Annotated in this window: 14 protein-coding genes; 8 read left to right on the top strand and 6 right to left on the bottom strand. The window is 61.6% G+C overall.

Annotation, left to right across the window (positions count from 1 at the left end; genetic code table 11):
• Positions 1 to 37: 37 nt before the first annotated feature.
• Positions 38 to 676: a peptidylprolyl isomerase gene (locus I6L36_RS17545; RefSeq protein ID WP_010673248.1), complete on the bottom strand. Its 639-nt coding sequence runs from the start codon at positions 674 to 676 to the stop codon at positions 38 to 40.
• A gap of 146 nt (positions 677 to 822) precedes the next feature.
• A complete protein-coding gene (locus I6L36_RS17540; protein ID WP_010673247.1) occupies positions 823 to 1,029 on the bottom strand; it encodes a YheV family putative zinc ribbon protein in 207 nt (68 codons plus the stop codon).
• A gap of 39 nt (positions 1,030 to 1,068) precedes the next feature.
• Here I6L36_RS17540 and I6L36_RS17535 point away from each other — a divergent pair, with 39 nt between their 5' ends.
• The 3 genes from I6L36_RS17535 (at position 1,069) to I6L36_RS17525 (ending at position 3,837) form a co-directional block, all read left to right on the top strand.
• Positions 1,069 to 1,755 (top strand): hypothetical protein, encoded by a 687-nt coding sequence (locus I6L36_RS17535; protein WP_109111703.1) that lies wholly within the window; start codon positions 1,069 to 1,071, stop codon positions 1,753 to 1,755.
• 138 nt (positions 1,756 to 1,893) lie between these two features.
• Positions 1,894 to 2,793, top strand: a complete 900-nt coding sequence (locus I6L36_RS17530) for a chemotaxis protein (RefSeq protein ID WP_109111704.1) — start codon at positions 1,894 to 1,896, stop codon at positions 2,791 to 2,793.
• A gap of 60 nt (positions 2,794 to 2,853) precedes the next feature.
• Complete coding sequence (locus I6L36_RS17525; RefSeq protein WP_109111705.1) at positions 2,854 to 3,837, top strand: hydrolase; 984 nt, start codon at positions 2,854 to 2,856, stop codon at positions 3,835 to 3,837.
• Here the strand turns inward: I6L36_RS17525 and I6L36_RS17520 are convergent.
• Complete coding sequence (locus tag I6L36_RS17520; protein WP_042864339.1) at positions 3,819 to 4,970, bottom strand: GGDEF domain-containing protein; 1,152 nt, start codon at positions 4,968 to 4,970, stop codon at positions 3,819 to 3,821. The genes I6L36_RS17525 and I6L36_RS17520 overlap by 19 nt on opposite strands.
• 89 nt (positions 4,971 to 5,059) lie before the next feature.
• Here I6L36_RS17520 and I6L36_RS17515 point away from each other — a divergent pair, with 89 nt between their 5' ends.
• The 3 genes from I6L36_RS17515 (at position 5,060) to I6L36_RS17505 (ending at position 6,960) form a co-directional block, all read left to right on the top strand.
• On the top strand, positions 5,060 to 5,305 hold the full coding sequence (locus I6L36_RS17515) for a YheU family protein (RefSeq protein ID WP_109111706.1): 246 nt from the start codon (positions 5,060 to 5,062) through the stop codon (positions 5,303 to 5,305).
• 235 nt (positions 5,306 to 5,540) lie between these two features.
• Entirely contained in the window at positions 5,541 to 6,410 is an 870-nt protein-coding gene (locus tag I6L36_RS17510; protein WP_010673241.1) for a phosphoribulokinase, read from the top strand.
• A gap of 16 nt (positions 6,411 to 6,426) precedes the next feature.
• Positions 6,427 to 6,960 carry a DUF4136 domain-containing protein gene (locus I6L36_RS17505; protein WP_109111707.1) on the top strand — a complete coding sequence of 178 codons (534 nt, stop codon included), beginning with the start codon at positions 6,427 to 6,429 and terminating at the stop codon, positions 6,958 to 6,960.
• A 69-nt stretch (positions 6,961 to 7,029) separates the two neighbouring features.
• Here the strand turns inward: I6L36_RS17505 and I6L36_RS17500 are convergent, their stop codons facing one another.
• Positions 7,030 to 7,329 (bottom strand): hypothetical protein, encoded by a 300-nt coding sequence (locus I6L36_RS17500; protein WP_010673239.1) that lies wholly within the window; start codon positions 7,327 to 7,329, stop codon positions 7,030 to 7,032.
• A gap of 48 nt (positions 7,330 to 7,377) precedes the next feature.
• The gene (locus I6L36_RS17495; protein ID WP_010673238.1) at positions 7,378 to 7,782 is read right to left on the bottom strand and encodes an OsmC family protein; all 405 of its coding nucleotides are present in this window, start codon (positions 7,780 to 7,782) and stop codon (positions 7,378 to 7,380) included.
• 374 nt (positions 7,783 to 8,156) lie between these two features.
• On the opposite strand from I6L36_RS17495, the gene crp reads away from it, so the two are divergent.
• A complete protein-coding gene (gene crp / locus I6L36_RS17490; protein WP_010673237.1) occupies positions 8,157 to 8,795 on the top strand; it encodes a cAMP-activated global transcriptional regulator CRP in 639 nt (212 codons plus the stop codon).
• 127 nt (positions 8,796 to 8,922) lie between these two features.
• Complete coding sequence (locus tag I6L36_RS17485) at positions 8,923 to 9,723, top strand: putative RNA methyltransferase (RefSeq protein ID WP_109111708.1); 801 nt, start codon at positions 8,923 to 8,925, stop codon at positions 9,721 to 9,723.
• A gap of 139 nt (positions 9,724 to 9,862) precedes the next feature.
• Here the strand turns inward: I6L36_RS17485 and I6L36_RS17480 are convergent, their stop codons facing one another.
• Complete coding sequence (locus I6L36_RS17480) at positions 9,863 to 12,460, bottom strand: glycosyl hydrolase family 18 protein (RefSeq protein ID WP_216986754.1); 2,598 nt, start codon at positions 12,458 to 12,460, stop codon at positions 9,863 to 9,865.
• Positions 12,461 to 12,554: the final 94 nt, after the last annotated feature.

Raw genomic sequence — 12,554 nt, 5'->3', positions numbered from 1 at the left:
CCATGCGCGGGTTTTTTTATCATCGGCCAGGCCGTGATCAGTGCTGATGGCCCTTGCCACCACAACCGCCACCACCGCAGCAACCACCGTGACCGTGATCGTCGCCGTGATCGTGTGCATGGTTGTGACCATGGCCGCCACAGCAGCCACCGTGGTCATGATCGTGATCATGGCCGTGATCATGGTCATGACCATGATCGTGACCGCAGCCACCAGCGCCGTGCACATGGCCATGGGCCAGCTCTTCGGCGGTCGCGGCACGCACGTCCTTGATCTCGACCTTGAAGCCCAGGGTCACGCCAGCCAGGGGATGATTGCCGTCCACCTTGATGAACTCCTCGGACACCTCGATGACGGTCACCGGGCGGTGGCCGTCGTCGGTCTCGGCCACAAAAGTATCCCCTTCAGACACTTCCATACCGTCGAACAGCTCGCCGGGCACTTCCTGCACCAGATTCTCGTCGTACTCGCCATAGGCCTGGTTCGGCGTCAGGGTGACGTCGAACGCCTCGCCCACACTGCGACCTTCCAGCTCGGCTTCGAGGCCGGAGACCAGGTAACGGGTACCGTGCAGATACACCAGCGGCTCTTTACCGACAGTGGTGTCGATGACTTCACCGTGTTCGTCGGTGACCGTGTATTCCAGCGTAACCACGCTCAGGGGAGCTACTTTCATGTCAGGGATCCTGCGGATAGAAAAAAACGGGCTCAGAATACCTCAAAAAGGCAGACAAGCATATGGTCGGCCCGGCTTCAGTGTGATGAAAAAGTCATCAACAGCGACCAGCCTGACCGGCGTACCATCACCTTGAGGCATGGCACTCACTCGGGACGAAACACCCCTATCACCTGCTCCGCCTCGCGCGTCGCCTTGTCCACCTGCTCCTGGGTCTGCACCTGGGTATCCCCGCACTCGACACAGGTCACCTTCTCGACTCCATGCTCCATATACAGCATCATGGTGTCCATCTTGCCGCACGCCGGGCAAACCGCCCCAGCAATGAAGCGTTTTTTACGTCTGGTTTCCATTTTCGTTACCTCCATGCAGCATCATATCAGGGTTTTTACATGCATCACGCCATCGAATATCAGCATTTTTCCACTTCCACTCTTCAGGTAGGCCCCCGCAAGCGCTCCCCCATGGGCCAATTGCTGCGCGTCACCCAGGGGGCGGCGCTGCTGAAATTGGGTGTCCATGAGCTGCTGCTGACACCTGGCAGCCACTTCTGGCTCTGTGCCGATGCCCTCGCCGCCTTCACCCCTCTGGCTGACTGCCAGCATGATCTGCTAGCCTGCTCCGTGCGGGTGCCCCAGCCCGCCCAGGCTGGCTGGTTGCAGGCAAGCCCGTTGATGGACGCACTGCTGGACAGCCTGACGGCCTGGTCACGCCCCCGCGACTGGCAAGGCCCCTATGGGCAGCGGCTGCAAGTGGTGGGGGATGAGTTGCACGGCTGCACCATCTCGTCACTGGGGGATCAGGCACTGCAAGATGCCTGGCAAGCCCTGGCCAGAGCGCAGCCGGATAGCGTGGCTGCCTGGCAGACCCTGCTGGGCACTCGCGGTCTCGAGGGCCCGGACGCCCAGGCACTGCAGGATCAGTGGCAACTGTTGCAGGGGATTCGCCTGCTGCGAAGCGGCAGCACACCGTCACAGGTGGTGAGCAGGCTGGGTTATCGGGATGAAAGCGCGCTGGCCGAGGCTCATCTGCAATGGCTCGGGGCGCCCCTCTCCCCTCAGCCGTCCGCGACCCGATAAGAGAGGCATAAAAGGATGGCAAAAGAAATCCAGTTTTGCGGCTCACCGCCGCTAACAACAAAGGAGTCATTCATGTCACCATCTTTTATGCTGAACACCCGATTGACCGTCACCGACTAGATCAACAGGACATCCGCCATGACGAGCAAGGCCAACCAATCCCAGGGCATGTTGCTGTTCCACCTCTCTGCCAGACAATCCTTCGCCATCGGTACCCTCAAGGTGAAGGAGATCGTGCCCTACACCCAGCTCACCGCCCTGCCACAATCCCATCCCACCGTGCTCGGGGCCGCCAGCATGCGCGGCACCACCATCCCGGTGATCGACATGGCAATGGCCGTGGGCTACCGCCCCATCAGCCGGGAGGAGATGCCCCACTGCTTCATCATCATCACCGATTGCCGCCGCACCCTGGTGGGCTTTCTGGTGCGGGGCATCGACAAGATCACCGAGTGCAACTGGCGTGACATCGAGCCGCCCCCTCCCTCCTTGGGACAGAACGTCTTCGTCACCGGCGTGACCCGGGTGGGAGCTCAGTTGATCCAGTTGCTGGATGTGGAGCTCATCCTGTCACGGGTCTATCCGGACGATCCCAGCCATCTCTACCCCGTGCTGACCGACGTGCAGCGCGAGCGGCTCAAGCCGATGCGGATCCTGCTGGTGGACGACTCCTCCGTTGCCCGTCGCCAGCTCATGGCGGCGCTCGATTACATCAATATCCCCTACGAGGTCTGCACCAACGGACGCGACGCCCTCACCCTGATGCAGACCCGGGTCTCCCAGGGCACGCGGATCGACATCCTGGTGAGCGATATCGAGATGCCGGGGCTGGATGGTTACGAGCTGGCCTTCGAGGTCCAGAGCGATGCCAAGCTGGCGGGAGCCTACATCATCCTGCACACCTCCCTCTCCAGCGAGATCAGCGTGGAGCGGGCCCATCAGGTCGGCGCCCACGAGGCGCTCACCAAGTTTGAAGCCAACGAACTGATCCAGGCCATGCTGCGCGGCGCCGAGCACCACGATCGTCTGCTGGCCTGATGTCGCGGCGAGCCAAGGGCTCGCCGCCCCCTTTTCCTCCTTGCTCTTCCGAGTCGCTGCATGTTGACAGAAAGCCACTTCCACGCCCCCTGGTGGGCGCGCAACCCCCATCTGCAAACCATTTTGCCCAAGTGGCTGCGCCGCTCGCCTGCCCGCTTCATCCAGGAGCGCTTCGAACTCCCGGACGGCGATTTCGTCGATCTGGCCTGGAGCGGCGAACCCGGCCAGGATGAACAACCCCTGGTGGTGGTGTTCCACGGACTGGAGGGGAGCATTCACTCCCACTATGCCAAGGGGCTCTTTGCCCACCTGCAGCGGCAAGGGAACGAGGCGGTGCTGATGCACTTTCGGGGGTGCAGTGGCGAGCCGAACCGGCTGCTGCAGGCCTATCACTCAGGCGCCATCGAGGACGCTCAGGCGGTGATTGCCGAGCTGGAGCGGCGTTTTCCTGGCCGCCCCCTGGTCGCCATCGGCTATTCCCTGGGGGGCAACATGCTGGTCAATCTGCTGGCGCGGGCCTGCCCGGCACCATTGAAGGCGGCGGTGGTAGTGTCGGCCCCGCTGCAACTGGCAAGCTGTGCCGATCGGGTCAATCAGGGCTTCTCACGGGTCTATCAGAACTACCTGCTGCGGACCATGCGAACCAACCTGCAAAGCAAGATCCGGCGCCAGAGCGCGGCACGGGCGCGCTGGCAGCCGACCCAGATCACCCGCATCGCCACACTGAGGGAGTTCGACGAGCTGGTGACGGCACCGCTCCATGGTTTCGAAAGCGCCGATCACTACTACCAGACCTGCTCCGGCCTGAGCCTGCTGGCCCGCATTCCCATCCCGACCCTCGTCATTCACGCCGCCGACGATCCCTTCATGACCGATGCCGTCATTCCGGCGGCGGAGCAGCTCTCCCCTCTGGTGCGCTACGAGCTGAGCCGCCAGGGCGGCCACGTGGGCTTCCTGCACGGCTCTCCCTGGCGCCCCCGTTTCTGGCTGGATGAGCGCATCAGCCAGTGGTTGCGGCAACAGACTCAGGGCGCGAACCGGTAACCGTTGCGCCCCTCTTCCTTGGCCTGATAGAGGGCGCCATCGACCCGCTCGAGCAGCATGACGAGGCTCTCCCCGGCTCGCCACTGGGCTATCCCCTGGCTCAGGGTGAGGTGGGGGGCTACGTCGGAATCCTCATGGGGCAGAGCCCTGGCCGCCAGAGTGGCGCGAATGCGCTCCGCCACCTCCTGGCCACCGGCCAGCGTCGTCTCCTGCAGCAACACCACGAACTCCTCTCCCCCGTAGCGCGCCACCAGATCGCCGGGCTCCCGCACACTCTCCTCCAGGCACTCGGCCACCAAGATCAGGCACTCATCCCCCGCCTGATGCCCATAGCGATCGTTGTAGCGCTTGAAGAAATCCACATCGAGCAGGATCACGGTGAGCGGTACATCCTGGGTGGTGCCTTGCGCAATGGCACGCTTGCACGCCTGATCGAAGTGGCGACGGTTGGCTATGCCGGTCAGGGGATCCCGGTTGGCCATGGCATTCATCTTGTTTGCCAGCATCAGGTTGTCGTGCTCCCTTGACACCGCAAGCTCGAACCAGCCGTTGAGCATGCGCCGTCCCGTCTCCAGCACCACTAGCAAGACCCCGACCACTATGGTGTTGACCAGAACAAAGGGCTCAGGACTCCAGGAGGCTCTCACCAACAAGAACAGCAGGGGGACCGACACCAGTGCGTAAAACAGCCGCACATCGCAATACGCTGCGACGAGACCGGTCAGCAGCAACAGACTGACCATGTTGAAAATGAAACTGAAGCCCCCCTTCAAGTCGACGATCGAGATGGTGTAACCCACCATGGCCCAGGCTAGCCCCCAGGCCAGGGCACAGACGCACAGGGACACCAGCCAGATGGCATGGGATTGACGGGAGAGCCAGCCCCACCCGAGCGGCAGCAGCAGGCCAACACCTATCATGGCAAAGAGCTGCCATTTGTATGACCAGGGCAGGTTGCCGACCAGTACCAGGTGTGCATCCCGATAGATGTAGAAGCGGGTCAGCAGAAATACGAGGGCGATGAGATTGATGACCCAGTACCAGCGCAAACCGGCGCTCAGGGCGCGGCGGCGGGCATCGAACAGGTGCTGTTCGAATTGACTGGAGGGTCGGCGTGCGTCAATGGATTGCATGGCACCCCTCGTCCAAAACGAGACAAATCCCTTGCGCTTGCCGACCAGACATCGACAATATCCGCAACCCACTGAGTGAAGATGAAATCATGATTATCCCCTGGCAAGAACTGGAGCCAGACACCCTCACCAACCTGCTCGAACACTTTGTGCTGCAAGAAGGCACCGAATACGGTGAACAGGATGTCAGCCTGACCGACAAGGTCGAAGCAGTCAGGCAACAATTGCTACAAGGTAGCGCCGTGCTTGTCTACAGCGAGCTGCACGAAAGTGTCAATGTCGTCCCAAAGGCTCATTTAAGCAAGTCACCCACTGACGACTTCCCCCAAGCGTAACGCGGTCACGGCTTATCGGGCGGCTCACCCCGCCCTCCACCTATCCAGCTCACATCATCAGGCCGCATGACCAGTTCGCCACCCAGCAGCACCTATTCCAACGTACCCAGAGCACAGGGCAGCCCTTGTTCACCGCTATTGCCGGGAAGCGTGGGGGCAGCGGGAGGATGACGGCGCACTTGACCGCACTTTGGGCCACCCCTTATAACGGAACTCCCAAGGAAGAGAGAATTCTATGTCCGCCAAGCATCCCATCATCGCGGTCACCGGTTCGTCCGGTGCCGGTACTTCCACCTCCACCAACGCCTTTCGCTCCATGTTCCACCAGCTTGGATACAAGGCGGCCGTGGTCGAGGGGGACAGTTTTCACCGCTACACCAGGCCCGAGATGGACGTGGCTATCCGCAAGGCCCGGGAGCAGGGGCGGCATATCAGCTACTTCGGCCCGGAGGCCAACGACTTCGGTCTGCTGGAGTCCTTTTTCCAGGAGTATGGCCAGAGCGGCACAGGCCAGTACCGGCGCTATCTGCACAGCTTCGACGAGGCAGTGCCTTTCAACCAGATGCCTGGCACCTTCACCCCCTGGCAGGATCTGCCCGGCGAGACGGATCTGCTGTTCTACGAAGGACTGCATGGCGGCGTGGTCACGGGGGAACACAACGTGGCGCGGCACGTGGACTTTCTCATCGGCGTGGTGCCCATCGTCAACCTGGAGTGGATCCAGAAGCTCATTCGCGACACCTCGGAACGCGGCCACTCCCGCGAGGCGGTGACCGACTCCATCGTGCGTTCCATGGACGACTACATCAACTTCATCACGCCGCAGTTCTCCCGCACCCACATCAACTTCCAGCGGGTGCCGACCGTCGATACTTCCAACCCCTTCAGCGCCAAGGTGATACCCAGCCTGGACGAGAGTATGCTGGTGATCAGGTTTCGGGGCATCAAGCAGGTGGACTTCCCCTACCTGCTGTCGATGATAGACGGCGCCTTCATGTCCAGGATGAACACCATCGTCGTGCCGGGTGGCAAGATGGGCTTTGCAATGGAACTGATCCTGCGCCCCCTGATCCAGCAACTGATCGAAACGGGCAAGATCACCTGAGCCAAGGAGCTTAATGATGCGCGCTGCACTTCTCTCATTCACGCTGGCAACCCTGCTGGGCGGTTGCAGCTCCGGCCCCGCCGCACCCACGGTCGAAACGGGCACCATGGTGGTTCGCCCGGCGGAGCATTGGACCTACGGGACGACACCACGCTATGCGCTGGCCGAACAGTTCCAGTATGCGGGCAACAGCGCCGCGTCCTGGCTCGAGCCGGTACAGCAGGCCGTCATCCGGCAACTGGACGGCAAAGGCTGGCGCAGCGTTCCCCTGGATGAGGCCGACGTCTGGGTCGCCATCGGGGTAGCTGGCAGCCAGGACATGAGCGATGGCGAGATCTTCTCCCGCCTCGGCATGACACCGGGCCTGAACGCCGCCGCCAATGCCCGCAAGGGGACCCTGGCCGTCGTGCTGCTCGACGGGCATAGCCAGAAAGCTGTATGGAGCAGCGCCATCCAGCTCGCCAGCGACGCGCCTGTCGCAGAGGAAGCCCGTGGCCAGCTTAGCCAGCAACTGGCCGCCCAGCTGCTGGGCTCGCTACCGTCAGAGTGATGTCTCTTTCAACAAAAACGGCCTGCTTCACGCAGGCCGTTTTCCATGCACGCCGTGACGGCATCAGGGTCACTTCAACTCGCAGGTCAGCTGGGTCACACCGCTCTTGACCAGGGTAGCCTGCTTGTCCTGACGGGAGAAGGTAGTCACCCCGTCGGAATAGCTGGCAGTCTCTTTGGGCGACTCGATGCGCCCCAGCTTGTGATAGACACCGGCATAAGGGAACTGCACCATGTCGGCCTGGGCATCATAGGTGATGGCCAGCAACTCTTCCCCGCACTGATACTGGCTGTATTGATACTGGGTCGGCTGCGGCATGCTGCAGGCGGCCAGACCGAACAGGGGAAGCAACATCATCATTTTTTTCATCGCACTTTCCTTATGTCATGGCGTTATCGACGGGACAAACTATAGCGGTCAACCCTCAAGAATTTGATAACTATGGGTAATTTCTACCGCTTTTTCCAACATCAGGGAAACTGAACAATATTTTTCCATGGACAGATCCACCGCACGGGCGACCTGCTTCTCCGCCAGCCCCTTGCCGGTCACCACGAACTTGAGGTGGATCTGCTCAAATACCCGGGGAACGGTATCGGCGCGGGTCCCTTCCAGTTCGACATGGCAGGCGGTCACGGACTGACGGGCCTTCTCCAGGATGGAGACCACATCGATGGAGCTGCAACCGCCGACAGCCAGCAGGATCATCTCCATCGGGCTGGCACCTTCACCCGGGTTGGCGCCATCCAGGGTCACCTGATGACCGGACTCGCTCTCCCCCACAAACTTCATGCCTTCCACCCAGCTGACCTTGGCTTTCATCTCTCACTTTCCTCTCAATGACGACGGTTCTAACGCCCATAGCATACCTCAAGCCGGGGTCGAGTGGCACATGCGCCAGGATCTTGCCCGTTCCCGACGATAAAGCCCCGTTTGTGGCGACAGCAGCCTCTCCTGCGAAACGGACGACGACCCAAAGGGAAATAGATCGAAATCAACATCCGACCTCCTCTTCTTGCCTAGAATGCCCCGGACGACGCAGCAAATGGCGGCTCACCGGTGGACGGCAAAACCCCAAAGCCTTGTCAGCACAGGCAAAGGCTCTTATTCTACTGCGACCAAAGAGTAAGGAATGGCAAGCTTGGCAACTTGCCTGGACGCACAGTCCATAAAAATGACACTACAGAGGAAGTCTCATGATCATTGGCAAACCGCAAAGCGATCCCACCCTTGAGTGGTTCTTGTCGCATTGCCACATTCATAAGTATCCCGCCAAGAGCACCCTGATCCACGCCGGTGAAAAAGCGGAAACCCTCTACTACATCGTCAAGGGCACCGTCGCCGTCCTAATCAAGGATGACGAAGGCAAGGAGATGATCCTCTCCTACCTGAATCAGGGGGATTTCCTGGGCGAGATGGGGATGTTCGAAGAGAACGAGAATCCGGAGCGTTCCGCCTGGGTGCGTGCCAAAGGCGCCTGTGAAGTCGCCGAGATCTCCTACAAGAAGTTCCGTCAGCTGATCCAGGTCAACCCGGACATCCTGATGCGTCTATCCGGTCAAATGGCCAAGCGCCTGCAACACACCAGCCAGAAGGTCGGCAACCTCGCCTTCCTGGACGTGACAGGCCGCATTGCCCAGACCCTGCTCAACCTGGCCAAACAGCCGGATGCCATGACCCACCCGGATGGCATGCAGATCAAGATCACCCGCCAGGAGATAGGCCAGATCGTCGGCTGCTCCCGTGAAACCGTCGGCCGCATCCTCAAGATGTTGGAAGAGCAGGAGCTCATCTCCGCCCACGGCAAGACCATAGTGGTGTTTGGTACCCGCTGACCGGGTTCCGCCGACGGCGCCCGCACAGCGCCGTTGGATAAAAAGGCTGCCCATGGCAGCCTTTTCCGATCCTCTCCCCTATAATCCCGAACGCCCCGCCGTCATGGCCTTCGCCAAGAGAACTTCTATGCACCTTCAATGCCCCCTTTGCCGCAGCCCCCTGCACCTTCATGCCGCCTCCCGCGGGGTCTATTGCGACAACAAGCACCACTTCGATCCCGCACCGGAAGGCTATCTGGACCTCATCCCCGGCAAGAAGAACCCCAAGGACAGTGACAGCCGGGCCCTGCTGCGCGCCAAGCGCCGCTTCCTGGAACAAGGCCACCAGCTGCCTCTGGTGGACGCCATGGCGAACCTGCTCGCTCCTCTTGGCGAGCGCGAGCTTGTCCACCTCGGCTGTGGCGAGGGGTACTACTGCCGCGCCCTGGCTGAGCGGCTGTCCGGCTGGCAGGTCGGCGGTTTCGATCTGGCCAAGAATGCCATCTTCGCCGCCAACAAGGCGCAACCGGAAGGCCAGTTCGTCATCGCCGACCCGGCGCGCGCCCCGCTACTGCCTGGCACGGCCCAGGTGCTGCTGGTCAACGACCTCAAGGTCAAGACGGAACTCCTGGTCAGCTGGCTGGCGCCGGACGGCTATCTGCTCCACGTGCAGCCAGGCCCTCGCCATCAGTGGCAATTGCGCGTCAGCCTCAATCCGGTGAGCATGGAACATCCCCTGAGTTGGCCCGCCCTCACCGGGCTTGTCAGTGTTGCCCAGCAACGCGCCCAGTTCAGTACGGCGCTGGATCAGGGCCTGCGCGAGCACATTCTGGAGACCAGTCGCCTCGGCTGGCGTGCCAGCGGCGAGCAGCGCCATGCCTTCACCCACCAGGGGCCCGACGCCCTCGAGCAGGATCTGCTGCTCAGCCTGTGGCAAAAACCGCTGTAAACCGGTGACAAACCATGAAAAAAGGCCCTGACGGGCCTTTTTGACAAAGCGAGTGCGCCTTTCCCCTGACAGGAAGAGACACCCGACCACGCAGCAAGACAAAAATGGGGCCCTCGGCCCCATTTCTCATCACGGCAGATCAGTTGCAGCTCTCCGCGCCCTGATCGACCCAGACGGCGGCCTTGCCGGGCTCATCGCCCTTGGTCCAGTACTGGGCCTTCCACTTGCGGCCGTTGTGGCTGGTGACATCACCGCCGTTGTAGACCACTCCGGCATCCCAACCCAGTTGCACCTGGCTCACCAGTTTCCACTGATCGGCGGTGCGGCTCGGCTCGTTGCCCTGGGTCCAATACTTGGCCTGCCACACCAGTTGCTTGTGGCTCACCTTGTCATTGGTGTTGTAGACGGTACCAGCACTCCAGGCAGGATGGTTGGCCGCATCCGGATCGCTGGCCTCGCAGCCACCACCTGTACTGGCCGGCTTGACGGTCAGGCGGGTAACGGCTGTGGCATCCAGCGCCCCGTCGGTGACCACCAGGGTCAGATCGTAGGCCGTATCACTGGTCACGTTCGAGCCCGTGACCACCAGGGTCGCGCTGTCCAGACCGGTGGCGCTGAGTCCGGCCGGCACTGTCCACTGATAGCTCAGGGCATCACCATTGGGGTCGGAAGCGGTGGCCTTGATGCTCACCTGCTTGCCGGCCTCGACGGTCGCACTGGCCGGTACGCTGACCACGGGGGGCAGGTTCGGCTGCGGCGCCTTGTTGGTGACCACCACCTGATCCTTGGCCGAGAGCCCCTGATCGTCTGTCACGGTCAGCTCGAACACCAGATTGATGTCGCTGCTGACGGCATCCAGTACCACACGGGCCTTGGCCTGGGTGGCATCCAGCAGGCTGGCCTGGGGTCCGGAGACCTGTTTCCAGCTGTAGGTCAGCGCCCCGTTTTCCGGATCATGGGAGGCGCTGCCGTTGAGGGTCACCTCGGCCGGACCGGTGGCACTCAGATCGCTGCCGGCATTGGCAACCAGCGGCTTGTTGACCGGCGGCAGCGTACCCTCGCCGTGGCCCAGCCCCTCGTGCATGGCGTTGAGGATGTCGCCGTTGTCCGCATCAATTTCCCAGGCGAACAGACCGCCGAGCTGGTTCGCCAGCACGTACTGCCCCTTGGCCTTGACCGAGCGGTCGTTGTCAAAGGTGATGAGGTCGCCACTGCTGGCCTTGAAGACATAGGGGGCCTCGGCCGACTCGTCATAGCCCTGCTCCCAGCCTGCGCCCATGCGGTTGTTGACGATGTCGCGGTAATCCACCACGCCATTTTCCCAGGTACCGCTCACCGGTCCGGTGGCGGTGCCGGTGAAGGGGTTGCCGGCCTGGTAGTTCTTCACTCCGGTCCAGCCACGGCCATACATGGCCGCCCCCACCACTATCTTGCCCGGTGTCACCCCCTGACCCAGCAGCGCCTTGACGCCCTTGTCGGTGGTGTACTTGGTGGCCGGATCCCAGCTGGAGGCAAAGAGGTTGGTCTGGTGGGCCAGATTCGTCAGGTCGAAGGCGCCGCTGAAGTCGTAGCTCATCAGGAAGATGTGGTCCATGTACTGCTGGGCCGCCTGATAATCCACCTTGGCAATCTTGTCACCGCCGTCGCTGATGGCCGAGGTCAGCTCATACTGGCGGCCGGTCTCGGCTTCCAGTTCATCGAGCATGGCTCGCAACTCCTTCATCAGCACCACATAGGTAGCGCCGTCATTCGGGCCGCCCAGGCTGGGGTTGGCCCCCTGTCCGCCCGGGAACTCCCAGTCGATGTCCACGCCGTCGAAGAATTTCCAGGTCTGCAGGAACTCTTTGACCGAGGCGACGAAGGTATCGCGCTTGGTCTTGTCACCCAGGAAATAGAAGGGATCGGAGAGGGTCCATCCGCCGACAGACGGCAGGATCTTGAGGTCCGGGTGGGCCTGTTTGAGGGCCATCAGGTTGCCGAAGTTGCCCTTGTAGGGCTCATCCCAGGCGCTGAGGTTGCCCTGAGACATCTGGATCGCCGCCCAGGGATCATGGATGGAGACCTTGAAGTCTTCGCGGCCCGCACAGGAGCGCTGCAACGCCTCGAAGCTGCCGGAGATCTCTTTGAGGCTGTCGTTGATGCCGTTGCCACCGCAGATGGGGGTGAAGCCGTAGAGGATATGGGTCAGGTTCTGGGCCGGGATCTTGTCCACGGTGAACTTGCGACCATAGACACCCCACTCCACGTAGTAGGCCCCCACCACCTTGCCGGACTTGTTGGCGTAGGGCTTGTTGTTCTCCTTGAGGGGCGCATTGAGCGGCGCCAGGTGGCTGCCGTCGGTATCGGCGACCATCAGCTCCTTCTTGTCGGAAAGGGTGCAGCCATCGACGTTGCACAGGGCCACCTGCATCTGGTAACGCCCCCCCTTGGTGACCTTGAAGTTGGCGGTACCCGCGGCGGAGGCCGGGCCTGACCACACCTCCTTGCCGTCGAGCAGTACCTTGGCGGTCTGTCCGACGTCACCGGACCAGAGGTTCCAGGTCACGCTGACGGGAGCGCCATCCTTGTGGACGGTCACCAGCTGGTTGTAGGCCGAAGCGGCCTGATTGACTTCAACGATGGCAAACTTGGTGGGGCCGGAGCCAATGGTGGGTTTGCCCGGGGCAGCGGCGAAGGCGGAGGTAGTGCAAAGCCCCCCGACCAGAAGCGCCAGCAGGGAAAGTTTTGGACTTAACATATTTGAACTTCCTTATTTCGTTATTGGAATTAACAACGAAAAAGGCAACGCAACCTGCCAGGTAACGCAGACAACATCGCAACCATGGCTTGGC

Source organism: Aeromonas sp. FDAARGOS 1406, from assembly GCF_019048565.1.
GTDB lineage: Bacteria > Pseudomonadota > Gammaproteobacteria > Enterobacterales > Aeromonadaceae > Aeromonas > Aeromonas caviae.
Note: the sequence above shows the minus strand (reverse complement) of the source record. Positions and strands in the feature narration are given on the sequence as shown.